At 55.9% G+C, this 24,072-nt stretch carries 24 protein-coding genes; 15 read left to right on the top strand and 9 right to left on the bottom strand.

Annotated elements, in window-relative coordinates:
- Positions 1-119 precede the first annotated feature (119 nt).
- Positions 120-1,781 carry an alpha-amylase family protein gene (locus GSQ82_RS10365; RefSeq protein ID WP_158792173.1) on the bottom strand — a complete coding sequence of 554 codons (1,662 nt, stop codon included), beginning with the start codon at positions 1,779-1,781 and terminating at the stop codon, positions 120-122.
- 43 nt (positions 1,782-1,824) lie between these two features.
- Between GSQ82_RS10365 and GSQ82_RS10360 the strand changes: the two genes are divergently transcribed.
- The 4 genes from GSQ82_RS10360 (at position 1,825) to GSQ82_RS10345 (ending at position 7,351) form a co-directional block, all read left to right on the top strand.
- Positions 1,825-3,390, top strand: coding sequence for an alpha-amylase family glycosyl hydrolase (locus GSQ82_RS10360; RefSeq protein WP_158792172.1), 1,566 nt, complete (start codon positions 1,825-1,827; stop codon positions 3,388-3,390).
- 120 nt (positions 3,391-3,510) lie between these two features.
- Positions 3,511-4,014, top strand: coding sequence for a hypothetical protein (locus tag GSQ82_RS10355; protein WP_158792171.1), 504 nt, complete (start codon positions 3,511-3,513; stop codon positions 4,012-4,014).
- A 242-nt stretch (positions 4,015-4,256) separates the two neighbouring features.
- Complete coding sequence (locus GSQ82_RS10350; RefSeq protein ID WP_158792170.1) at positions 4,257-5,129, top strand: alpha/beta fold hydrolase; 873 nt, start codon at positions 4,257-4,259, stop codon at positions 5,127-5,129.
- A gap of 701 nt (positions 5,130-5,830) precedes the next feature.
- The gene (locus tag GSQ82_RS10345; RefSeq protein ID WP_254061557.1) at positions 5,831-7,351 is read left to right on the top strand and encodes a YdiU family protein; all 1,521 of its coding nucleotides are present in this window, start codon (positions 5,831-5,833) and stop codon (positions 7,349-7,351) included.
- Between the two features lie 64 nt (positions 7,352-7,415).
- Here GSQ82_RS10345 and GSQ82_RS10340 read toward each other — a convergent pair whose 3' ends face one another.
- Positions 7,416-7,622 (bottom strand): hypothetical protein, encoded by a 207-nt coding sequence (locus tag GSQ82_RS10340; RefSeq protein ID WP_158792168.1) that lies wholly within the window; start codon positions 7,620-7,622, stop codon positions 7,416-7,418.
- 74 nt (positions 7,623-7,696) lie between these two features.
- Entirely contained in the window at positions 7,697-8,743 is a 1,047-nt protein-coding gene (locus GSQ82_RS10335) for an AraC family transcriptional regulator (RefSeq protein WP_158792167.1), read from the bottom strand.
- 53 nt (positions 8,744-8,796) lie between these two features.
- Here GSQ82_RS10335 and GSQ82_RS10330 point away from each other — a divergent pair, with 53 nt between their 5' ends.
- Both GSQ82_RS10330 and GSQ82_RS10325 read left to right on the top strand, forming a co-directional pair.
- Positions 8,797-9,765 carry an SDR family oxidoreductase gene (locus tag GSQ82_RS10330; RefSeq protein ID WP_158792166.1) on the top strand — a complete coding sequence of 323 codons (969 nt, stop codon included), beginning with the start codon at positions 8,797-8,799 and terminating at the stop codon, positions 9,763-9,765.
- A 23-nt stretch (positions 9,766-9,788) separates the two neighbouring features.
- Entirely contained in the window at positions 9,789-10,514 is a 726-nt protein-coding gene (locus GSQ82_RS10325) for an NAD(P)-dependent oxidoreductase (RefSeq protein ID WP_158792165.1), read from the top strand.
- Positions 10,515-10,607: 93 nt separating this feature from the next.
- Here the strand turns inward: GSQ82_RS10325 and GSQ82_RS10320 are convergent, their stop codons facing one another.
- Positions 10,608-11,015, bottom strand: coding sequence for a MarR family winged helix-turn-helix transcriptional regulator (locus GSQ82_RS10320; protein WP_254061556.1), 408 nt, complete (start codon positions 11,013-11,015; stop codon positions 10,608-10,610).
- Between the two features lie 148 nt (positions 11,016-11,163).
- Between GSQ82_RS10320 and GSQ82_RS10315 the strand changes: the two genes are divergently transcribed.
- Positions 11,164-11,784: an FMN-dependent NADH-azoreductase gene (locus GSQ82_RS10315; protein WP_158792163.1), complete on the top strand. Its 621-nt coding sequence runs from the start codon at positions 11,164-11,166 to the stop codon at positions 11,782-11,784.
- A 225-nt stretch (positions 11,785-12,009) separates the two neighbouring features.
- Positions 12,010-12,423: a secondary thiamine-phosphate synthase enzyme YjbQ gene (locus GSQ82_RS10310; RefSeq protein ID WP_254061555.1), complete on the top strand. Its 414-nt coding sequence runs from the start codon at positions 12,010-12,012 to the stop codon at positions 12,421-12,423.
- A gap of 431 nt (positions 12,424-12,854) precedes the next feature.
- Here the strand turns inward: GSQ82_RS10310 and GSQ82_RS10305 are convergent, their stop codons facing one another.
- On the bottom strand, positions 12,855-13,181 hold the full coding sequence (locus GSQ82_RS10305) for a hypothetical protein (protein WP_158792161.1): 327 nt from the start codon (positions 13,179-13,181) through the stop codon (positions 12,855-12,857).
- A gap of 298 nt (positions 13,182-13,479) precedes the next feature.
- Here GSQ82_RS10305 and GSQ82_RS10300 point away from each other — a divergent pair, with 298 nt between their 5' ends.
- On the top strand, positions 13,480-14,412 hold the full coding sequence (locus GSQ82_RS10300; RefSeq protein WP_158792160.1) for a Ku protein: 933 nt from the start codon (positions 13,480-13,482) through the stop codon (positions 14,410-14,412).
- A gap of 108 nt (positions 14,413-14,520) precedes the next feature.
- A complete protein-coding gene (locus GSQ82_RS25700; RefSeq protein WP_158792159.1) occupies positions 14,521-15,045 on the top strand; it encodes a class I SAM-dependent methyltransferase in 525 nt (174 codons plus the stop codon).
- Positions 15,046-15,346: 301 nt separating this feature from the next.
- Here GSQ82_RS25700 and GSQ82_RS10290 read toward each other — a convergent pair whose 3' ends face one another.
- Positions 15,347-16,186: a Ku protein gene (locus GSQ82_RS10290; RefSeq protein ID WP_158792158.1), complete on the bottom strand. Its 840-nt coding sequence runs from the start codon at positions 16,184-16,186 to the stop codon at positions 15,347-15,349.
- A 398-nt stretch (positions 16,187-16,584) separates the two neighbouring features.
- On the opposite strand from GSQ82_RS10290, the gene dinB reads away from it, so the two are divergent.
- The 4 genes from dinB (at position 16,585) to greB (ending at position 20,525) form a co-directional block, all read left to right on the top strand.
- On the top strand, positions 16,585-17,730 hold the full coding sequence (dinB, locus tag GSQ82_RS10285; protein ID WP_158792157.1) for a DNA polymerase IV: 1,146 nt from the start codon (positions 16,585-16,587) through the stop codon (positions 17,728-17,730).
- 636 nt (positions 17,731-18,366) lie between these two features.
- Complete coding sequence (locus GSQ82_RS10280; RefSeq protein WP_158792156.1) at positions 18,367-19,275, top strand: hypothetical protein; 909 nt, start codon at positions 18,367-18,369, stop codon at positions 19,273-19,275.
- A 511-nt stretch (positions 19,276-19,786) separates the two neighbouring features.
- Positions 19,787-19,912 (top strand): hypothetical protein, encoded by a 126-nt coding sequence (locus tag GSQ82_RS25345; protein WP_256370071.1) that lies wholly within the window; start codon positions 19,787-19,789, stop codon positions 19,910-19,912.
- Between the two features lie 13 nt (positions 19,913-19,925).
- Positions 19,926-20,525, top strand: a complete 600-nt coding sequence (gene greB, locus GSQ82_RS10275) for a transcription elongation factor GreB (protein WP_158792155.1) — start codon at positions 19,926-19,928, stop codon at positions 20,523-20,525.
- A gap of 176 nt (positions 20,526-20,701) precedes the next feature.
- Here greB and GSQ82_RS10270 read toward each other — a convergent pair whose 3' ends face one another.
- Entirely contained in the window at positions 20,702-21,667 is a 966-nt protein-coding gene (locus tag GSQ82_RS10270; RefSeq protein WP_254061554.1) for a GlxA family transcriptional regulator, read from the bottom strand.
- A 250-nt stretch (positions 21,668-21,917) separates the two neighbouring features.
- On the opposite strand from GSQ82_RS10270, the gene GSQ82_RS10265 reads away from it, so the two are divergent.
- Positions 21,918-22,742 carry an alpha/beta fold hydrolase gene (locus tag GSQ82_RS10265; protein WP_158792153.1) on the top strand — a complete coding sequence of 275 codons (825 nt, stop codon included), beginning with the start codon at positions 21,918-21,920 and terminating at the stop codon, positions 22,740-22,742.
- Positions 22,743-22,941: 199 nt separating this feature from the next.
- Here the strand turns inward: GSQ82_RS10265 and GSQ82_RS10260 are convergent, their stop codons facing one another.
- Positions 22,942-23,367, bottom strand: coding sequence for a DUF1801 domain-containing protein (locus tag GSQ82_RS10260; protein WP_158792152.1), 426 nt, complete (start codon positions 23,365-23,367; stop codon positions 22,942-22,944).
- 248 nt (positions 23,368-23,615) lie between these two features.
- Complete coding sequence (locus GSQ82_RS10255) at positions 23,616-24,065, bottom strand: hypothetical protein (RefSeq protein ID WP_158792151.1); 450 nt, start codon at positions 24,063-24,065, stop codon at positions 23,616-23,618.
- Positions 24,066-24,072 lie beyond the last annotated feature (7 nt).

Raw genomic sequence — 24,072 nt, 5'->3', positions numbered from 1 at the left:
CTAATGAGCGCTCGTGTGGATCTGTGCGGGGGGCGATCAGTAATGATCGTCCCTACCGCGACCTCATTGACCAACATATGGGCTCTTAGCTCAGGCTGCGACTGGCGATAAATTGCGTCTCAAATCTCTGCTCGTTTGAGCAGGTAGTCTAAGCCGCAGACCCTAAACCAGCGATATCCATACGGTTCAAGAAGTATGGAATGTCGGCCACTCGAATCAGGTTGGCTGTGATCGTTGGATAAAAGATTAGCCAATATGCAGGGCATTTCTTCGGCTTGAAGCGCGAATCGAATCTCTCGTGGCTCGCCGCTAAGGTTGTGTATACAGAGCACGGAGTTATTGCGCCAGCTGTACTGCATCACCAGGACCTCCGGAGTCCCCACCGAAATAAAAGAAAAGTCGCCCCAACCAATTTCAGGAACCTCTTTGCGCATGCGGACAATACGTTCCATCCAGTTGAGAAGCGAGTTCGGGTCCCGACGCTGATCTGCAACGTTTACGTGTTGAAAGCCATATGGTCCATCGCTAATCACAGGCAGCACCGGATGATCACTCTTCGTGAAGCCCGCTTGCGGCTCTGTCGACCATTGCATAGGTGTTCGGGCACAGTTTCTTTCTGGCAGTGCAAGATTGTCCCCCATGCCAATCTCGTCGCCATAACGAATCACTGGTGTGCCCGGTAATGTCATCATCAAACTGTAGGCGAGTTCAAGCCGGCGACGATCACCTTGCAACGTCGGGGCGAGTCGACGTCGGATACCGCGTTGATACAGCTGCATGTCCGGATCGGGAGCAAATTTACTAAAGACAGCCTTCCTCTGCTTGGGTTCGAGACGTCCGAGGTCGAGTTCATCATGATTTCTGAGAAATTGTCCCCACTGCGCGGTAGCGGGTCTCGACTTCGTCAATCGCATTGCCTTAACGAGGGGTCGAGAATCGCTGGTTGCGAGCGCATAAAAAAGGTGCTGATTGACCTCGAAGTTGAACATCATCTGCAAGCGCTCACCGGCGGAGCCGAAATATTTCATGTCGGTACCTGGAAGCACATTCGCTTCGGCCAGGATGATTGCTTCTCCTTCTCTCCAGGTTAAAAACTGACTGAAGGTGCGTAGCATATCGTATTGCTCTTCAGCTTTGGTAACATTTGCGCCCTTCTGAGAGATGACAAATGGGACGGCATCCATGCGAAAGCCGGAGACTCCAAGTTGCAACCAGAAGCCCATGATCTTGAGGATCTCCGCTTGAACTTCAGGATTGGAAGTATTGAGATCCGGTTGAAAATCGTAAAAGCGATGGAAGTAGTAGGCCTTGGCAACCTCATCGTAGTCCCAGGTCGACTTCTGCACGCCGGGGAAGACCACACCTGAGGCAGCGTTCTTGGGCTTCTTTTTGGACCAAACATACCAGTTACGATATTTGGATTGCGGATCGCGACGTGCGGCCTGGAACCACGGATGTTCATTGGAGGTGTGGTTAACCACGAGGTCGATTAGCACGCGCAATCCACGCTGTTTGCAGCCGTGGGTGAACTCAACAAAGTCGCCCAGGGTCCCGTACTGGGGATTGACGCCGTAGTAATCTGCTACATCGTAGCCGTCATCCTTGCAGGGAGATGGTTGAAACGGCATCAGCCAGATCGCCGTGACGCCCAACCCCTGCAGATAATCCAGGCGGCGCATCAGGCCTTGAAAATCGCCGCTACCGTCTCCATTTGCATCCATATAAGTTGCGACTGAGAGGCAATAAATGACTGCGTTCTTGTACCAGAGGTCATTGATCATGGGGCGATCTTTCAGTTCGAAAATCTTCGAGGAGCAATTTTAGATGCACAATCTCGCCTGGTGGCAATCTGCAGTGATTTACGAGGTTTATCCGCGTTCGTTTCAGGACAGCAATGGAGACGGCATAGGAGACTTGGATGGCATTATTCAGCGGCTCGATTATCTGGTGGGGATCGGGGTCGGTGCTATTTGGATCGCGCCTATCTATCGATCTCCCATGGCCGATTTCGGATATGACGTCGCTGATTATTGCGACGTTGATCCAATCTTCGGAAACTTGCAAGATTTCGATCGCCTGCTCATTGAAGCTCACCGTCGAGATCTAAAGGTGATTCTCGATTTCGTTCCCAACCACTCCTCCGATCGGCACCCGTGGTTTTTGGAAAGTCGATCTTCGCGTGAAAATGCCAAACGAGATTGGTATCTGTGGCGCGATCAATCGAATAATTGGATGAGCAATTTTGGCGGTTCGGGTTGGGAGTGGGATGAACTTACGAGCCAGTATTACTATCACTCTTTCCTGAAAGAGCAACCAGATCTGAATTGGCGCAACCCGGCAGTTCGGGCGGCCATGTACGACGCTCTGCGATTCTGGCTGGACAAGGGTGTCGACGGATTTCGCGTCGATGTCATGTGGCTGATCATCAAAGACGATCAGTATCGCGACAATCCATCGAATCCTGACTTTGGTCCAGACCAGTCCTCCGGCAACAGCCTGCTACCGGTATACAACTCCAATCGTCCGGAGGTCCACGAGGTGGTAGCAGAAATGCGGGCCGTGATTGACAGCTATCCCGGACGCGTCCTCATAGGCGAGATATACCTTCCTGTAAAGGACCTGATGACATACTACGGACAGGATTTGAATGGCGCGAATCTGCCATTCAACTTCCTCCTTCTCCAGTGTCCATGGAACGCGCGAGCCATTGCCCAGGTTATTTCCGAATATATGACAATGTTGCCGCCGGGAGCCTGGCCAAACTGGGTATTAGGGAATCATGACAACGCACGCATTGCTACAAGAGTCGGCCTTTCACAAACCGCAATAGCAGCTATGCTCTTGCTCACTCTTCCGGGAACCTTGACTATCTACTACGGCGAAGAGATAGGCATGACCAACGCGTTCGTCCGGCCGGAAGATGTGCAGGACCCCGCGGAAAAGAGGCAGCCCGGAATTGGGATGGGACGAGATCCGGAACGCAGTCCTATGACATGGGATTGCTCTGATACGGCCGGTTTCACGCGCGGCCAGCCTTGGTTACCTCTCGGAGCAGACCACCGAGCAGTGAATGTTGAAGTTGAGAACTGCGACGAAGAATCCATGCTGAACCTATATCGCAGGTTGATCGCACTTAGGCGCGCGCATCCCGCTTTGGTGAGTGGCCAGTTGCGCTCCGTAACAAGTTTAGGCGATTTATTAAACTACGAACTAGCCACAGATCACGTGCGTCTCATGGTTTTTCTCAATTTCGGTCACAGCCCCGTTCAGGTGGCTGCAGAATCCGGGATCGTTCTCGCTGGTACTGATTCTCGTCGTCGCGCAGAGCGGGTAGGCAACTTTGTCGAGCTGAAAGGTTCGGAGGGTATCGTCATTAAGATCCCTTCGTAGAGAGTTTGGCTCTCTTTGAAATCCCTGCCATGCCCTTAGCAGACCACCACCCTCAATTCGCGATTGCGTCGGAGCCCCTTTCTAGTCTCGCCTGCATCGGAGACCCTCTATAATTCCCACATGCAGCGTGTCCGCTCCATTTCGGTCATGCAACAGGCAGTCATTTGCGTCGTGCTCGGCCTTGTTTCCGCAGTGATATGGTTTGTTGCGCCGCTGGTGCGCGTCCATTCGGGACACGCCTTCGCTCTGTGGTTCACTCTGTTCGCCGTGACCGCGCTCGGCGCTTTCATCGCTTCCCTATGGATTAGCTATGACCTGCGCACCGGCATCGAATCAGAGCGCTGGCCCCCAGAGCAGATTGAACGCTTTCGCGTTACCTTCGACACCCCCTTGGTCGTGGGTGTCTATGCGACGCTGACGGTCGCGGCCATGTTCTTCCTCTCCTTCGACCTGATGTCTCATCATCACGCCCATGGGTCCGGCTATGGCCTGCTGCTGCTCACGCAGAACCTTTCACAGCTCTTGATGGCCAGCCGCCGCCCAAAGTCGCGCCTTTCCGGCCAGCGCATCGACTGGCGCTCCGCGCCTCCCATCACCTCTGATCACTGGGGCCAGCACAATTAGCGTCGGGCAGAACAAAGAAGCCGCGACCAGCAGCCCCGTAATCGGGTGGCTTCTATCCAAAGAAGCCGCGAAACAGAGTTTTCGGCAGCCCCAACCACTGTTTGATTTCATATAGGCTCCGTTTCCACAGAAACCGGTTTTGGGAAACCTCAATCTAACTCGCCGCAAAGCGGACTTTCGAGGAAGCTCCCTTTTCGCTATGCTGCGAGTATGCGGAATCTATCACGGGCTTTCGGGCGGTGATGCGTCACCGGTACCTTGACGTCGTGGTCAACGGGGTTCGTCTCGCCTACATGGAGCGGGAAGCGGTCAAAGGACAAAATGTACCGCCGATCCTCCCACCGATTCTGTTGATTCATGCGCTGCTGGCTACGGCGGAGACGCTGACTGAGCTGATCGCCGGACTGTCGGCGGACAGGCGGATTGTGGCGATAGATCTGCTTGCGGCGCAGCCGGCGGACAGGACGAAGAAGCTGGATGTTCGTCAGGCGAGTCTTACCGGGCTGATCCACAGTTTCATGAAGAGCATCGGCCTGATGCAACCGGTTGTCATCGGACACTCCCATGGGGGAGTGCTCGCTTTGCGGCTCGCGGCGATGGGGTCCCCGGGGTTGAAGGGGTTGGTGCTGATGTCTCCAGCGCATCCTTTTGGCGGATACCGAAGCCGCGTGGTGAATTTCTATCTCCGACAGCCTGGCCGCATGCTTGCATTGAGTATTCCACTGGCTCCGAACTGGATGATTCTGCGAGCGTACAACGAGGCTGCGGGGTCGAAGAGCCGCATCCGGATGTGGCATTTGCGGCGGCAACTGAGCGTGCTACGGAATCGCAACACACTGCGTCGCGTGCTCGAAATACTTGGGACGTGGGACCAGGATATGGGCGAGTTGCGTGAAGTTTTGACCAAGGCGGCAATCGCCACTCCAACTCTTTTGATCTGGGGAGACGAAGACCCGATCGTTCCGATTACAAGCGCAGCGGAGCTGGAAGAGCATCTTGAGGATAGCGAGCGCGTGACATTGGCGGGGATGGGCCATCTGCTGGCGGAGGAAGCGCCGGAAGAGTGCGCGCGAGTGATCGGGGGGTGGCTGGCCCGCCTTGATGCGCAAGATTGAAAGAAATCTGGCCACTTTTACGAGGAATCGTTCCTCGCGCTCCACGATTCCACTGATCGTGCTCCTCCATTGTTCCTCGACGATCCGCTTCCCCTGCATCATAGGGCACGATCTTTCCTTGCCCCCCTGCAAAACGGTGTTTGCAACAACTACCAGTAGTTGTGCCTTATCCGCTAGGTGTCCATTGATGGCCAAATCGCCAAGGCTCTCATCGTCGATCAGACGCCTATCCGTAGTGCAAGAAAAACGGGGTTCTCGAAACTACAAAGAATCCGGCCCTTCTCTGCCCCTGTCGATTGGTGCAAATTACGCGAGGCACTCATTGCGACTCGCGTAATTCATCGGTGTGGGACGGTTTCTTCCTGGGGCACTGTTTTCCCGAGGTGACAGTTCCGGCATAAGGAGCGGAATTGGCAAACGCTTTATGACCGGGTACGAACCGGCACCAACACCGGCACTAGGCTTTGGCAATCAGGGGACGGCAGTTCCCTTCTCGCTTTGAAGGTATGAGGGCCTGAGGGCGAGAAAGGGGCGAAGGAGGTCTGATCCGCCGTCTCCGACATCAGCTTCGTAACGCTCAAAGCCCGCTTGCGCCGCCGCTGCTACGGCACCTATATGAAAATCGCAGTCACGGACCTAAGCCGAAGCGAATACAACATGCCGACATCCAATAGACCATGAGTTCACCAGATCTTCCCTCAATGCCGTTACCCGACACCTCCGACTCCGACCGCCAGGCCGTCCGTCTCGGTTTCGAAAACACCTATGCGAGATTACCGGAGCGCTTCTACGCTCGGGTAAATCCGACACCGGTAGCGACCCCGCGCCTTGTGAAGCTGAATCTGGAACTGGCCCGTAGCCTTGAGCTCGACCCGCGCGCTCTGGCGAGCGAACAAGGAGTGCAAATCCTGGCAGGCAACCGAGTCGCCGAGGGGTCCGAACCCCTGGCACTCGCCTATGCCGGACACCAGTTTGGATACTTCGTTCCGCAGCTCGGCGACGGCCGTGCCAACTTGTTAGGGGAGGTGATGGGGCCTGACGGCGTGCGCTACGACGTCCAGCTCAAAGGCTCCGGTCCGACTCCCTTCTCCCGCCGTGGCGACGGCAGAGCCGCGCTCGGTCCGGTCCTGCGCGAGTACATCGTAAGTGAAGCAATGGCGGCGCTGGGCGTGCCAACCACCCGCGCCCTGGCCGCGGTCGCCACTGGCGAACGGGTGTTTCGCGAAACGGTCTTGCCCGGAGCCGTTCTGACCCGAGTCGCGGCGAGTCACCTCCGCGTGGGCACCTTCCAGTACTTCGCCGCTCAGGCTGACACGGAGGGTATACGCAGGCTAGCGGACTATGCAATCGCCCGGCACTATCCTGAGGCCGCAGGTAAGAAGCGGCCATATCGGGCATTGCTGGATGGCGTAATCGCTAGGCAGGCGTATCTGGTCGCACAATGGATGCTCTTCGGCTTCATCCACGGCGTGATGAACACCGACAACACCTCCATATCGGGCGAAACGATCGATTACGGCCCATGCGCCTTCATGGAAGCATACGAGCCAGACAAGGTGTTCAGCTCCATCGATCATCAGGGACGTTACGCCTATAGCAATCAACCCCGCGCTGCGCTCTGGAATCTGACGCGTCTCGCCGAGACGCTACTGCCCATCCTGGAGCCCGAAGAGGGTAGCGAATCGGCCGCCAAAGCGTCGGCCAACGAGGCGCTGGCCGCCTTCGATTTCAAGTTCGCAGCTGCTCGAGCTACCGGCCTGCGTCGCAAGCTTGGCCTGTTCAGGGAACGCGAGGGTGATGCAGCGCTGGCCGACGACCTGATGCAGCGCATGGCCAGTAACGGCGCCGACTTCACCCTGACCTTCCTCCGGCTGTGCGATGCTGTGGCCGGATCGCAAGGAGACGAGGAAGTACGCAAGCAGTTCGCTGACGCAGGGGCTTACGACTTATGGGCTTCTGAATGGCGCCGACGCCTGGAGGAAGAGCCCGTATCCGCGGAGGCACGCGCTGCGGCCATGCGGTTGGCAAACCCGGCGTACATCCCACGGAACCACGTGGTAGAGGCGGCACTTGACGCCGCCGTCGAGCGCCGGGACTTCCAGCCATTCGAGGACTTGCTGAAGATATTGTCACATCCGTACGAGGAAAGGCCGGACTTGGAACGGTATGTCACGCCAGCCAGCCCCGAGGAATGTGTCCGACAGACTTTCTGCGGCACCTAAGCAGTCAGGCTCCCATAGCCTGTTTGTCGCCGCGTCTCTCGTAACGTCCGCACATAAATTTATTTTATGTCCCTGACGTCGGTTTATTCTTCCGGAGTGCCGGGGGCAAAAAATCGTCGATCTCGTCGTCAGTGAAGGTGAAATGGCCGCTTTTAAGCATCTTTTCCGCCCTGCCGTAGGCCTCTGGCGAAGTGTTTGGAGCGAACTTATAGACCGCGGTCAACTCCTGCGTAATCATCTCCAGCGAATGCTGGAGTTGCGTGATAGACACGCTGGGCCTTGACTCTCAATCGAAGATCACGGGACTAAGGCGCACCTATGGGTCAGGAATCAATCTGGTCGAAATCAGGAAGTCTGCAAGGCGGCTTGTGGAGGCAGCGTTTCTACAGCGGGCTCGGACGGAGTCATACTTGTGGGTTCTGAGGAAACGGAAGTCTTCGAAGCAGAAGCTCGTGCACGGCAGTACTGACGTGGAGAACAGCCCATCTCTCGTTTGAACGCGAATCCGAACGCGCTTTCGGATTCGTATCCAAGCGAAAGAGCGATGGACGAGACCGCATCCGACGAGTTCCGTAGCCTCTCCGCAGCGAGAAGCATTCGCCATCGAATCAGGTACTCCATGACGGAAGTCCCCACTTGCTCCTTGAAGCGCAGCGCGAAGGCTGACCGCGACATGCCGGCGCGCTCGGCGAGTTCCCGAACGGTCCAGCGATGCCCTGGACGCTCATGCATCGCTGCTATGGCCGCGCTCAATTGCTTGTTGGCAAGTGCGAAGAGCCAACCGACTCCGCCCGTCATCTTGTCTGTCATGTGGAGCCGAAGAACTTCGATCAGCATCATCTGCGCGAGGTATTCGCCCTGGAGCACGCCGCCCGGTTGCGGATTGCGGAGGACGGCCATCATGCGTTCCAGATACCACTGCAGCACCGCGCGGTCTGCAGGATTGCGAATATGGATGAGAGTCGGCAGCACCTCGGACAAGATGTTTGCGTGCTCTCCGGCGAAGGTGAAGACCGCGCTGAGCCCGAGGCAGGCCCCGCCGCCCTGCCAGGTAAGGATCTTGCCGTTCAGTTTCTCGGCTCTCAGTGAGAAGATATCGACCGGCGCGACTGCCAGATCGCTTGCCATACGGAACGCCGGCCCATGCGGCAGTACCGCAAACTCTCCCGCCTGCAACAGGACGGGCTCGTCGACACCATCGACGGACAGCCAGCAGCAGCCCGAGACGAGCGCAAGACAGAAGAAGCCGTTGCTCTTTGGGAACTCGAACGACCAATCCCCACCTGCATCGATTCCGCCGGACTGGTAGCCGCGCGGTTTGAGCAGCGAAAGCACGTCTGAAAGCGGGTCGTCTGCAATTCTGGACGATCTCGATAGAAATGCGTCTTCCATCGCATAGATTCTATCGCTGATCTTCCTTAGGCTGCTGCATAGGAGACAGGACTATGCGCGTTTTTGTGACCGGGGCTACAGGATTCATCGGCTTTGCCATCGTCAAGGAACTCATCGGCGCAGGCCATCAGGTCACGGGGTTGGCTCGCTCAGAGGCTTCCGGGAAGAAACTGGTTGAAGCCGGTGCTCAGGTGCAGCTAGGCACCGTTGACGACCTGGAGGGGTTGCGCCGTGGCGCTTCGGCCGCGGATGGTGCGATCCATACGGCGTTCTATCACCAACTTGCGCACGTTCCGCTGGGTACTCGTCTCGGTGTCTTTCTCGGTGGCGCACCCAGCGGGATTGTCCAAAGGTTTATGGAAGCCGCCGCCGCGACAGACCGCCGTGCGATTGAGACGATAGCAGCGGCTCTGGGTAAAGGCAGCCCGCTGGTGGCGACCTTTGGAACGTTGGGAATGAAGCCGAAACTGCTCGCAACCGAGGACGAAACGTATGATCACTCTCCGAGAGCCTTCGGAGGTATCCGGGCCAAGAATGAGGACGTGCTGAAGGATTGGGCGGCGCGTGGGCTTCGTACGTCCGCTATCCGGCTGCCGCCGATAGTTCACGGGCCTACAGCTTACGGGCTTGCATCGTTACTCATCCCGATGGCACGCAAGAAGAGGGAGTCGGCGTACGTGGGCGATGGCATGAATCGGTGGCCTTCGGTGCACCATCTGGACGCTGCACACCTGTTTCGGTTGGCGTTTGAGCAGGGACCTGCCGGCGGAACCTATCATGGTGTCGACGAGGAAGGCATTCCGTTCCGCGAGATTGCGGAGGTGATCGGGCAGCGGCTGAACGTACCGGTTGTCAGCAAAACGCCTGAGGAGGCTAAGAAACAGTTCGGATTCATCGGGCCGGCGGTGCCACTCGACAATCCAACATCGAGTAAGCTCACACGAGAGCGCCTGGGTTGGAGCCCGACGCACATGAGGCTTCTGGCTGATCTTGAACAGACGGATTTCTTCTCAAAGCTGTGAGCCACCGCACGGTAAGGATCGATATGACGGAATCTAAAGCTCGCAACCTGTTGGTCTATGGCGCTACCGGCAAAGCGGGCCATCTCGTGGTGGAGCGCGCCAGTGCTCAAGGTTGGGCTGTCACAGCCTTTGTCCGCAACCCAGCCAAAGTGCCTGAGGCGCTGCGTTCGAAGGTCACTATCTTCAAGGGCGATCTCGGGGACGCGGCGTCCATCTCCACAGCCGTCCGGACTTGTCGACCGCACGCAATCATCGATGCTTCGAGCGCAATTCCGTTTGGCCATGCCAAGGGGCAGCCCGCCAACAATGCGGATCGCGGCGTCATCACCCGCGCAACGGTGGAGGCACTGGATGCCGATGGGCGACTTAGTGATTGCGTCCTCCTGATGATCGGCGGCCAGCTATTGCCTGAGCCAGGAGGAACGATCAACAGTTGGCCGATAGCAACTATGGCTTGGCTGCTGCGGACGTTCATCGCGCGGAAGGGCTGGCGTGAGATGGAGCGAGCGCTGCACTGGTGTTTCGAGGATACACCCCCTGCTTTCCGCTTCGTTTATGCGCGCATGGGCCAAATGGTAGAAGCGCCATCGCGCGGTTTGCTCCGTCCGGAAACGACGTTGAGCAATATTCAGCGCGGCAGCGTGTCTTACGTTGACGTTGCCGAGGCGCTGACCCAGCTCGCGAGTGACCAGACGCGGATGTGGGAGCGCAAGCCGCTCTACTTCAACTACACTCGTGGCGATTCGTAGTTATACAACGCCGTCACCGACAAAGAGCGTGAAGGACTTTTCTTCAACGCTTCACTCACGGGCCGACTGGTCGGCCAGCCGATGCATGCACCATCAAGTCCCAGCAATCTCCCCGAACAAAGCCGCCGCTGCGTCCAGATTCGCCTCCAACTGCCCAGCCTCATCCATTCCCAGGGCCTTTGCCACCTTGTGGTTCAACTCTTCCCTCACCTCGACGCAGGCGGTCTTCACCGCCTCACCGCGTTCGGTCATCCGCACCACCTTCGCCCGCGTATCAGTCGGGTCCGGAACCTGCTCCAGGTACCCCTGCCGCTCCATCAATCTCACCAGCTGGCTCATTGCCTGCTTGCTCACGCCGGCCCGCTGGGCCAAAACAGTCGACCGCGTACCACCTTCATCCATCAACCACAGCAGGCTCGCCGCGGCAAACGGAAAATCATCGTATCCACGCTGCGCCAACCGCGCAGTCACGGCAGCCGTGTGCGCTCGTGATGCCACCATCAAGCCTCGTGCGACGTTATGCAGACCTTTTTTCATTTTTAGTAAATATTCTTGACCATATTGCATCTGGCATGGTGAACTCTGGATTAGATGGTCAAGCATATTGACTATCCGGCACGCCACGCTTGCCGCCCTCGAAAGGAATCATATGCCTACGCTGCTCAACATCCAATCCAGCCCTCGTGGTCTCAACTCCATCTCGCGTTCGCTCAGCCATGACTTTGTCGCAGCGTGGCAGATAGAGCACCCTGACGGCAAGGTCGTGCTGCGCGACCTCGCGGAAAATAACCTGCCCTACGTTGGCATTCCATGGATTACCGGCATCTTCCTAACCACTGACCAGCACACACCCGAGATGCAACGAGCTTTGGCAGTCTCCGACGAACTGATCGCCGAGCTCCTCTCCGCGGACGAGATTCTCATCGGAACGCCGATGTACAACTTCACCGTCCCCGCCAATCTAAAGGCATGGATCGACCTGATCGTGCGCCCCCGCGTCACCCACTCCGGACCGCCCGACCGCAAAGGTCTGGTCACCGGCAAAACCTGCAAGATCATCATTGCCTCAGGCGGCACCTACGACGAAGGTCTGTCTTCTGCCGGGTCCGACTATGAGTCCGGCTACCTCAAGCGCGTCCTCGCCTTCATCGGCATCACCGACGTCGAAGTCATCCTCGCTGGCGGCACGGCTGCGGTCGCCTTTGGCTCGACCACGACTGAAGAGTTCATCGCACAGTTTCGTCCCGCCGTCCTCGCAGCCGCCCGCTGACCCAAGAAGACGCGAAAGGGATTAGAAGAACACAAGACGGCAGATGGTTAGTAATCGCAAAGGGCGCCTCCAGCCTATGGCTACATTACGGAGCGTAATTACTCGGCTCGAAGCGCTTCGACGGGATCAACAGCAGCAGTGCGGCGCGCCGTAAGGCCAGACATCAGCATCCAAACGAATCGATTCAGTTCCAACATAATTAGAAATTCCGGAGACAGAATATTGATGCAGGCATTGCACAACCTTGAAATATCGACACGTGGCCAAGGCCTCTATGAGTTTACGTCGACCATCAGCGAATGGGTGAGGCATCAAAAGATTCAAATCGGCCTTCTCACCGTATTTTGCCGGCACACGTCAGCTTCGCTTTTGATTCAGGAGAATGCCGATCCAACGGTGCGCCAAGACATCAAAGCCTATTTCGGAAGGCTTGCACCTGAGAATGGGCCATACCAGCACAACTCTGAAGGGTCCGATGATATGCCCGCTCATCTAAGAACAGCGCTCACCCAGGTCCACTTGTCGATACCGGTTGCCAATGGCAGTCTCGTACTGGGCACTTGGCAAGGTGTTTACCTATTCGAACACCGAGTCCGCCCTCATAGACGAGAGGTTGTGCTGCACACGATTGGGGAGTAGGCCGACAGCAACCAGCGTCGCACTCGTACCGAAACCATCAACACAGTTGCAGGTTGTTCCAGGTTGCGCTTATGCTCCTCTGACATCTGCTTGCTCCCTAGTGGTGCAGCACAAATGTCCTCCAAAAGGTCGGACGACGACCCGGGGTCGCATCCCCGCTGAGGAGATGGCTGCCAGAATTGAAGCTATGGCGAAGCCAGTCTTTTACAGCGCCGCTCACTAGGAAGACCTGCGCGCAGCTAGCTAGTTGTCATCATCCCATTCGCAGTCGCAAAGCTCCGATACCCTAGCTAAGGCCTGAGTACAATTGTTCATCGGAGAAACCATGGACGCTGTCACTGCCGCCCTCGTAGGCTCAGGCGTTGGACTCGTTGCCGCGTTCGGCGGTGTTTTGACCGGCCAGCACATGGCCCTGAATTGTGCAGCAGATGTTAGGCTTGGTCTATCGGAGGATGGATGAGCATAGACGGAGCAATCAGTGAACTGAACAAAGAGTTAGCGCGGTTGGGCAAAGAGGTTGAGCGTGTAACCAGGATCCGCGACTCACTCGTGAAAGAGTCGCCTTCGATAACAACTCCGACCAGCACAACACATGCTGCGCCACAAAAGCGGAAGTACACCGCCAGAAAGTCCGCGAAGACTGCGGCACCAACGAAGAAGGCCACCGCATCAAAGAAGTCCGCTCCAGCGAAGACCGGATCCGTAAAGTCGACTTCTCCGGCGAAGAAGAGGACGGTCTCTGCGGAGACTCGGAACAAGATGTCTGATGCCGCGAAGACAAGAGCCGCCAAGAAGGCCGAAGTGGTCAAGTAATACCATGGAGGCGAGAGTATCCTCTCGCCTCCATTTCTGGAAGTTTCCTTTCTTATTCCTCACTCCAAATGATCAAACCAGCGCTGGCGGTCGTCCGAAAGGGACCATAACGCGGAGCCGTCAGGCGAATAATAGGCAAATACAAGCTCCGCAAGAAATGACACCTGACAGATTGCACTGGAATTAAGGCAAACCCTGGGGTTTAATGGGAATCCCATTAGTGCTACGTCCTAGGAGCTAAAGATGGCGCGTCCTTACTGGTCCGGTCGGATACAGGTCTCACTCGTCTCTTTCGGGGTTCAGCTCTTTACGGCGACGGAGAGCAAAGCCTCCATTGCGTTCCATCAGATAAGCCGAAGCACTGGCGAACGAGTCCGTCATCAGAAGGTCCTGGACAGTTCGGTCTCGGCCTACAGCGAAGCTCCTGCGACTGCTGTTGCTAAAGACGAGATTGTTAAAGGCTACGAATACGCAAAAGGCCAGTACGTCATCATCGAGTCCGAAGAACTCGACAACCTCAAGGTTCCGTCGAAGCACACCATAGACGTGTCGCAATTCGTGGACGCCGCAGAACTGCTGCCAGAGTACATCGAAAAGCCCTACTACGTGACTCCGGAGAAGGACAGCCTGGAAGCGTTTGCGACCATCAGAAAGGCATTGCAGGAGACCGGCAAAGTCGCGATCGGTAAGGTGTCGTTCTCTGGTCGCGAAAACATCGTTGCGATTCGAGCGGCAGGAGATGATGAACGTGGCGGGATGATGGCCTATACGTTGCGCTACGCAGCCGAACTGAAAAGCGAAGGAGAGTTCTATCGCGATCTTCGAAATGTCGACGTAAATGGCGAGAGTCTGGAGCTGGCCGAATCGCTCATCGCGAAGAGAGCGGCGAAGTTGGATCTATCCAAGTTTGAGGACGGATATGAGGTCGCTGTTCGTGAGTTGGTGGATGCGAAAGTGAAACATTTGCCCACACCGCACGATGAAGATTCAACGCCTGTTCGCGGTAACGTAGTGAACTTGATGGACGCGCTGAAAAAGAGTCTTGGTGGGGATGATGGGAAGGCTGCCAAACTACCCACGAAGAAACCCGCTGCGAGTGTTAAGTCTGAACCCAAGAGAGGTATCGGTCTGGTGAGGGGTGCCAAGACAGCTTCATCGAGGCGGCGAAGCGCCTGATAGGCCCCTTTGTCACGACTCGGAGATCATCCTCCCCATCGCGAAATATCCTGAGCATTCACTTGTCAGGATATTTCTTCACGCCACTCGCTAAAGTAAAGTGGACGAGTGAAGATCAACGAGACCACTGCACTTATACGGACACCCCTCATTGACTGGGCACGACCACAATCCTGGTGCGATCTTGGTTGTGGCAACGGAGCGTTCACCGCTGCGCTTGCTCAGTTGCTCGCGCCAGGCAGCACGATTTATGCAATCGATTTCGATCAACGAGCATTAGATCGGATTCCGGACCAGTACGACGAAGTCGAAGTTCGCAAGATCATTGGGGACATCCAGAGCCCTAGCCTATGCATTCCGTCGACCGATGGAATGCTTCTGGCAAACGCCCTGCACTTCATTAGGGACCAGCACACATTCCTGAGAAGGCTCTTATCGTTGACGGATAGCCTATTGATTGTCGAATACGAGCGCTCCAAGCCAAATCCGTGGGGGCCATATCCGGTCGGCTCTGTGAGGCTTCGCGAACTTCTCAACGAGCTTGGAGTGGAGCAGTTGGAAAAACTGACAACGCGGCCATCTCGGTTTGGCGGCACAATGTACTCGGCCTTCGCCAGGCGCTCCAGGGCATGAAAACGAATGCGGACGTCAACAGAAATGAAGCTTCAATCACAGGCATGAGCCGAACGCCGCCTCGCGGAGGGTTCCTGCAAGTCTGCTGTTGTGATCCATGCGGCCACTATTGGTAAGCCCCCTCAACTTCAATCGATGGGAGCCTGATTTCTATCGAGGGCAGTCATTTGCTTCCTTTCGACTGAAAACAGAGACCAGGAATCAGCGAACGAGTTGAAAAGAGTAAACGAGATCGCGCGGAATATTTGAAGCAGACTGCGCCAAGGCGTCTCGAACGCGAACATACTCGGACAGCCAATGGCTATGCGGCTCTCTTTCGGCGTCCGGTCTTCTTAGTTGCAGTCTTCTTCGGCTTTCTCTCTGCGGCGAGGCTATTACGTAGAGCATCCATGATGTTGACCACCTTCGTGCTTGTGGGTTCTGGCGCGGGCGCGGGCAACTCTTTTCCTTTCCGTTTTGCATCGACCAGCTTCTTGACGGCGGCTTCATAGTCGTCCTTATACGCGGATAGATCAAACTTTGACGTACCACCTTTAATGAGCTGTTTTGCCAAAGACAACTCATCAGCGGCCACCGTGGATTGCTTTACGCCTGACAAGGCGGACTTCGCGTCACGAAGCTCATCCTCATAGCGGAGTAGGTAGAGCATGAGTCCATTCTGCTTAGGGTCTAAAGGTGCTCCAATCGCCACTAGATGCTCGCGGCCGCTGAATGCAATCTCTCCAATTCCGAGCGTGTTCGTGTCGGCAAGAGCTTTGCGCATGATCGAGAGAGCCTTGGCCTGAACCTCGTCTTTCGGAGCAACAAAGTACGGCCGCTCATATAAGGATGTCGGCAGCTCTTCAACCTTGACGAACTGCTTGATCTGCATCGTCGTCGCTGTTGGAATCCGGAGCGCCTTTAACTCCTCCGGATCGATCTCGATATAACGGTCCTTGGCGTATTCGTAGCCCTTCACGATGTCTGCTTTCTTCACATCACCACCTTCGTCGACATCTCGATGATGAATACGCTCATGAGTTTTGCGATCTATCTGATGGAACTCGACCTGCCGCCCCGGATTGGTAGCTGGAAATATCTTTACAGCGATCGAAACCAGTGAAATCTGGACAGAACCGGACCATGTCGGACGTATGGGCATCGCTTGTCTCCTGAGAACCATCATTAAACTACGATGCACATCCGAATCATCTCGCTATGTCGCGCCAAGCAGCGACATTCCGCTTCTGCCGCAATACACGCTGGTTGGCCTTAAAAGACTAGGCGAATACAAGGCGAATATGGCAAAATACCTCTATGTCGAGCGGGGTGTAATGGCGAGGCAAGTGAGCGACGCAGCTATAGAGCGGCTTTTCCCGGTGGATAAGGGGCCTCCTTGTCCGGAAGGAACCGCACTTTTGCGTAGCTTCGGAGAGCAGTGGCCTTCGGACTTCGCATCTCTGAAGCCGAGTGACCTTGTGGACCTCCGAAACTCCGATTTTGCTGACCTCCGTGAGTGGGACGCCTTCGCAGAGCACTACAGTACGTGCGAGTTATGCAATGCCTGACTTAGTCGCAGAGCTGGGTATTCGCAAGATCGTGCACGTAGACATGGACGCGTTTTATGCGTCCGTCGAGCAAAGGGACGATCCCGCCCTGCGCGGCAGACCGGTCGTTGTCGCCTGGACGGGAAAGCGGTCTGTCGTTTGCGCCGCCTCTTATGAAGCGCGGCGCTATGGCGTACATTCCGCGATGCCCGCCGTAAGCGCAGAACGTCTTTGCCCGCAGGCTATTTTCATCCCTCCGGATTTCACTCGTTATAAAGCTGTCTCCCATGCAGTCCGAGCCATCTTCGAACGTCACACGGATGCCATCGAGCCGCTATCGCTCGATGAGGCGTATCTCGATGTGACAGAGAACAAGCTGGGACTGCCGACTGCTACGCTTGTTGCGAAAACCATTCGGCAGCAGATCCGGGAGGAATTGAACCTTACCGCATCAGCCGGCGTCGCTCCGAACAAATTTCTTGCGAAGATCGCTTCGGATTGGAAGAAACCGAACGGTCTTTTTGTGATCCAGCCCCATGAGGCCCAGGAGTTTCTTCTGACACTTCCTATGGGCCGTATTCCCGGCGTCGGCAAGGTGACAGAAGCACGAATGGCTGAGGCTGGTATCACCACGGTCGGCCATATCCGCGCAATGGAATTCCCTGCCCTGGAGCTTCACTTCGGTCGCTGGGCTTCGCGGCTCCACGAGTTGGCTCGAGGCATCGATCATAATCCCGTAGTCGCCAATCGAATTCGAAAACAGGTCTCTGCCGAAGATACTTTCCCCGAAGATATTCCGCTCACAGAGTGTGAACCTCACATTCGGCGGCTCGCAGACAAAGTCTGGACCGCATCGCACGGCAATGCCCGCAAGGCAAAGACGATCGTCCTGAAGCTAAAGACGAAAGAATTCAACTCCCTCACACGTAGTCTCACGCAGCCGAGTTCCATTTCGACATGCGCTGAGCTCACTGAGCTTGCGCTCAGCCTGCGTAGTCGAATCGACCTTGGGCCTCGGCAACTCTACCGTCTGGTTGGAGTGGGCCTTAGCAACTTCTTGCTCGACGAAGCGGCAGCAAACGATGACGCGCCAGCCAGCGAGATGGATGGACCGGAAGGCATACACTCCCCACTTCCGATTTTCGATCAGTTGATTTAGCCCGTCAGAAAACAGCCCGCGTTTCCTCAGGAAAGGAAAGCGCAGCCTGCAGTAGCCAGGAACGGGAAGGCGAGTCGTGACCATCCCTGCAATGCGTCTAAACTGGCACAATGAGTCGCTGCTCTTGCCACTGCCGTCGGCCTTACCGGAACTCCCGAGGAGTTCGACCAACATCTACCCTCGACGCGTGCCTAGTTCGGTGGTGCACACCTTGAACTCAAGAACACGCTTGAGCTTGCCAAGGAAGAGATGGCCCGAGTGACAAAGGCGGCCCGGCAAGTGTCGAAGACAAAGACCAGCGCGAAAACGGAAGTCGTGACCACGTCCGCAGCCGAGTCCGACGGCGGCGCCGCAGATTTACCGTCTGTTGCGCCCGCTGAACTCTCTTCTGAATTGAGGGGCGTCACTTCTGGACCATCTCTACGTCGATAGTGATCTTCCCTTCGTCGCTGAGCATGGGCCACGCAGGTTCGTTCCGAAATTGAGATCGAATCGCAATTCCAATAATGGTTACAAGTTAATAGGTATCCGCTACGAATGTGCCGCTTTTGTTATCACCATTGGACAGGCGATCTTTCGTATACTTGTGAGTGATACTGCAATCGATTGGGAGCACAACGCACCTCAGCAATGATCATGAACGAAACCATTACACAACCGAACCTGTCCAACGCAATCCAGACGGCCGAGGATCGTCTGCAGACGCTGCTACCCAGTATCTACCGAGGCCGCACCGACGAGGTACAGCCCGTGTCTATGGGATCAGCGCCGCTGGCGTTCGATGTAAACGGTAACGTTCAATGGGACCGCATGTGGGGCTCGTTCTGCGACCTTGCGATGGCAGGCGGCCCGCCACACAAAGGCAAGCTGTTGGAACCCGGCACCCCGGAGTCGATCGCCGCAGAGCCGGTTCGCTACGCCGAAGTCTGCGACGAAATCGCGCGCGGCGTCGAACTCGCCGCGCGTTTGCGGGTGGCACCCTCCGACACACCAGGTTGGCTGCGCGTGCCTTGCAGTAACGACGCTATGGCCGGGTGGCTGCTCCGCGCCATCACAATGGAGAACGTGTCTGTGCGCTTGGACGGGGACGCGATCCTGCTTCCTGCCGGGCCCGCCTTCCGAGTAGAGAAGGAGATCAAGAACGTCATCACAGTGATCGCCAAGACGACCCACTATTGGAGCGGCCACCTCATACGCCTCCAGAAGCTTGGAATCGCAAACCTCTTCTATCAGCTCGACAACCAAGCACCGCTGCTCCAACCTACCTGGAAAATGAGCGAGGATGCGGACGTCCGCAAAAGCATCGAGCATACGCTTCAAGATGCGACCGGTCTCCGGACCACAGAACACTGTTATGCCAACTGGATAGGCCTGGACTGCGGGAGTGTCACGTCGGCGATCAGCACGATGCGCCGTCTTGTGGCAAGCAATATTCTCTGCCGCCGCGAAGAAACCGCAATCTTCCTGCCTATCACTGCTACCCCCCAGCGAGACAACGAGCGTATAGCTCGCTCCATCACAGAACTTTTAGATCACTCCGCCTAGCTGAACCATCTTATTTTCGCAAAGATTGCATATCACCGGCAGACACGCTTCGAGATACTCAAAGTTTGAGGCTATACAATTCGGCAGAGCTATCGAATAGTTGTCTTCAGTGATGTTCATGCAAACCTTCCCGCGCTCGAAGTGGTATTGGAGGCAACTAATTCCACTGCTTCGCCGCGGCATTTGGGAGTCTGGCTTTTCGAAACTCTCAGATTGTCTGGCTTTTTCCTCTGCTCGGAGCAACCGTGATGTTGATTGCTATCGTCTGGTCGTTTATAGCCTTGGTCATACTGGTAGAGCGCGCGAGAGACCAGCGACAGGGGTAAGCAACTTGTCCGGCCGAAGAATGCTCAGTCTTCTCTTTCAATGAACAAACAGTTGCCCGGTCAAGACATGCTTTATTCCAGCCCACTGAGTCATTGAATCTCTGAACAACGCTATTTAATGTACGATATCAGCTGCAATTATGGGTCTCCGATGCACTCTGAGACCGAAGTGGAGTAAGGCCCATATGGCGAATTGGATCGGCGTTGCGCGTAGCAATTATTTCGAGGTGAAGGACGAACGATCGTTCCTGGAGTGGGCGCAACGGCGGGATCTTCGTGTCATGCAAAAGACTGCTCCGGGCGCTCGCTAAGGAGGGCCGCTGGATGCGAAAAGGGTTTACGAGAAGACCGAAAGTAGAGGAGCCCGCGGCGAACCACGACAAAAACTACATCACTCCAGGCGGGATCGAACGCCTGAAAGATGAGCGCCTTTTTTTGCTCACCAAGGATCGCCCAGCCGTGGTGGAGGTGGTAGCGTGGGCTGCGGGCAATGGCGATCGCAGTGAAAACGCCGACTTTCAGTACAGCAAGCGACGACTGCGGCAGATCGATGGACGGGTTCGCTTCCTGACAAAACGAATCGAAGCCGCGGAGGTGGTAGATCCGGAAGCTCCGAGAACAGGGCAGCGGGCGACAAGGGCGTTCTTTGGAGCCACCGTGCGCTATGCGAATGCCGCGGGGGCAGAGCGAGTGGTGAGCATCGTCGGCACAGATGAAGTCAATCTCGACCGCAACCACATCAGTTGGGCCTCACCCCTGGGGCGCGCATTAATGAGAGCGGCAGAAGACGATGAAGTGTTTCTTCATGCGCCGGGCGGCACTGAAACCCTGACCGTGCTGGAAGTGCGGTACGAGCGTATCTCCGTAGAACCGTTCCACGTACCATCTGGGTCCGAAGTCTCGACAAAGGGACTTGATCGCTGACACTCAACGGGCGAAGCTACCGTCTCCTGAGCTGCCGAAAAAGGTGAGTCCTCATAAACGTTAGTACAAAGGCTGTTTGCGGAAGTGATCCGCTCGGCCCGAGCGTTCAATGAATGCATTGGCCTGTATCGACAACTGATCCTCTGATGATTCGGGGGCAACAGTAGTACCCGACTTCACCCATTTACCGAATTACCATTTTGCCTGTCACCGACTCCGAAGCGGCGGCGGTAATCTCTTGGCGTTAGCCCCATGATTCTTTGGAACACTTTACGAAACGAACTGGCGTTTTCATATCCCACGCTCCATGAGATTTCATTGATTGTCAGGGACGTAAACTCCAGGGAAGCGCGGGCTTTCCCCACTCTCAAATGTTGTACGTATTCGGTAGGTGTAAGTCCGGTGGCCTTTTGGAACCGGCGTAGGAAGGTTCTCTCTCCCAATCGAGCTTTTGCAGCCATTTCGCTAATAGTGACCGATTCTGCGTTGCCAGACTGAAGCCACAACTGAACCTGCAACATCGGCACGTCTCCATGATTCATTTGGGGGGAGAAGCTTGCGTAAAAGCGTTGCTCACGGCCGGCCGGATCGACAAGGAAGAAACGGGCGGTCTCCAGCATGATCGTAGGGCCAATGAAACGGTCGATCAACTTCAATCCAAGATCGATCCAGGCCATCACGCCTCCCGCCGTCATGACATCCCCGTGATCGATGATCAGTTTGTCCTTTTCAACGCGGATCTCGGGAAAGCGTGTCGCCAGCAACTCAGCATAGGACCAATGTGTAGTGGCCGAGCGGCCATCCAACAATCCGATTGTGGCCAGCCAGAACGCCCCCCCGCACACCGAGCAGAGTAGCGTGCCAGTCGCATACTGCGCTTTTACCCATTTCTCAAAATCCCTCACCGACTGCTTTTCCTGAGGATCTACATCTACAGTCGGTGGCAAAATCAGACACTCAATCGATGTTTCCTGTTGCGGGAGGCTATCCGGATGGGAGCCGAAGACACGCACGAAGCGATCGGTCTCGTTCTCTGCCTGCCAATGGCTGATCCGGAGTTCTCTGGCGTCTGCACCTGCTCGTTCAACACTAAGTCTGTTCGCGACCGTAAACAGGTCGGTCAATCCAAGAACAGCTGACATTTGCGCTCCGGAATAGAGCACAATCCCGACCTCAGAGGTTCGGTTCTTCGAAGGAGTGGCAGTTTCGGCGCCGTTTTTGTCACTTGGGACTCTTCTCATGAGGAATACCCTCGACTCTACTAGCTGAGACGGAGTTTCGTCTAAGTGCGCCCGGTCCCATTCTAATTAACGCCTTGCGCCGGCCTTCGCCATAGCCGAAGTGAAGTAACTGCCTATTAACAAGAAACATAACCCAACAGGAGAACGACTCATGAGCAACATCACAGTGAAGGACAGTACAGAGATCTACTACAAGGATTGGGGAACAGGCCAGCCGATTGTATTCCATCACGGCTGGCCGCTCAGCGCAGACGATTGGGACAGCCAGATGCTGTTCTTCCTGCTGCGTGGGTACCGGGTCATCGCCCATGATCGCCGCGGTCACGGCCGATCAAGCCAGACCGATCTCGGCAACGACATGGACACCTATGCGGCCGATAGCGCCGCCTTGGTGGAGCATCTCGACCTGAAAGACGCCATCCACATCGGCCACTCTACTGGTGGCGGCGAAGTAGCGCGCTATGTCGCCCAGTACGGAGGCGACGGCCGGGTAGCCAAGGCAGTCTTGATCAGTGCCATCACTCCGGTCATGATAAAGTCGGCGTCGAATCCGGGTGGTCTGCCGATCGAGTTCTTCGACGGCTTTCGTGCCGGGATGGCCAATCGAGCTCAGTTCTATCGCGATGTTCCCGAGGGTCCTTTTTATGGGTTCAACCGGCCCGGCGCGAAGGTTTCGCAAGGGGTCATCGATAACTGGTGGCGCCAGGGAATGATGGGTGGAACCAAGGCGCAATATGACTGCATCAAGGCCTTATCGGAAACTGACCTCACTGACGACCTCAAGAAGATTACCGTTCCTGTGTTGGTGATGCATAGCGAAGATGATCAGATCGTGCCGTTCGCCGACTCAGGCCCGCTGGCCGCTAAGCTCTTGAAGCGCGGCACGTTGAAGGTCTACAAAGACTTTCCGCACGGCATGCCGACCACACATGCAGACCAGATCAATGCCGATCTTCTCGAATTCATAAAGTCGTAAACATAAATGCTCGGCGAATCAGAGGTCCTTTCCTTCGGTTCGCCGAGTGACGGTGTTGTCCCGAAGGGCGAGATGTGAGGACAAACGGAAGGGCGGCCTCCTGTGTAGCGTCACGTTGTCATCACTAACAACAAGCTGACCTATCGGCATTGATCTGTGCAATTTGTTACGAATCCAGCCGAACCGCAAAACGACGAGGCTACACTTGCTCTGGGTATCGCTCCCTCGTTGATGCGACGGCCTTTCCAACAAGTGTCTCAAGCACCTTCATGTCCACATCCGCGAGTTTTTTAATGTACAGACATCCCTTGCCGGTGGTGTGCTTACCGAGCTTGGCTAGCAACACCTCCGCGCCATCAAAGCCTATCGTGCCATACAAAACGTTCGCAGCTTTGCGCGGCGAAAAGCCGACGATCAGCATATCGCCTTCACGCCCGCTCTCGTAGGTGTAGTGGTATCTGTCGAAGCCGACAATCGACGGTCCCCACATCGCGGGCTTCTTGCCCGTGACCTTTTGCATAAGCTTGGCTAGAGTCTTGGCGTCTGTGCGGCGCGTCTCGTCAAGGCATGTATCGAGGAATGCCGGAACGCTCATCGCTGTAGGCTTGGTCTTATTGTCGGCCATGAATTTGCCCTGGGGCCTACTCCGTTACGGGAAATTTCATCTCCAGTGCCGCTACGAATCCAGTAGACTGACGCCCCTTATTTCTATGAGATACAAATAGTCTAAAGGAAGTTCTTTGAACAAAAAACTCAGTTAGAAGACGGAGCGCCAACTGGGCCCTAATGGCGAATGAAGGTCATCGGATGTCACCATACCTATCAATCTTGAGGTAAACAAAAATGCCTGTGACAGTACAGATTAGATATGTGTCATCCTGCCAATCGAGCGAGCCTTTGCAGATCCTTTCTACAGGTCGTGCTAAACCGCTTAAGAGGATCGGCTTTGGAAGCGAGGGCTGCCTCCCTCAAGTCTTCGAGGGTCACATTGATTTCCCCATACCGCTGCACGATGTTCCTGACTATCTCTTCCGCCGCATGCACCACCTCTTCCTGGGAGACCAGCCGTATGCGGCTCGTCAAGGCGTACAGACTCACCAACTCGTTAAGATCGAAGGTGTTATTGGTCATCGCATCGGCATGAAGGCGTGTCCCTTCGGAAATGAAGTCGGAATACAATCTTTGCCTCTCTGCGATCTCGCGGTTAATTAAATCTCTACGCGCAACTCGCCGTTGCAGAACGTAATTGCTGAGAACCGGAGAGAGCGACCCTATAGCTGCGCCTCCGAAGACCGCCAATGCACTCATCGCTGCTGGATTCATGCTCAAT

Origin of the sequence: Granulicella sp. L60 (genome assembly GCF_009765825.1) — a bacterium.
Classification (GTDB): Bacteria; Acidobacteriota; Terriglobia; order Terriglobales; family Acidobacteriaceae; genus Edaphobacter.
Note: the sequence above shows the minus strand (reverse complement) of the source record. Positions and strands in the feature narration are given on the sequence as shown.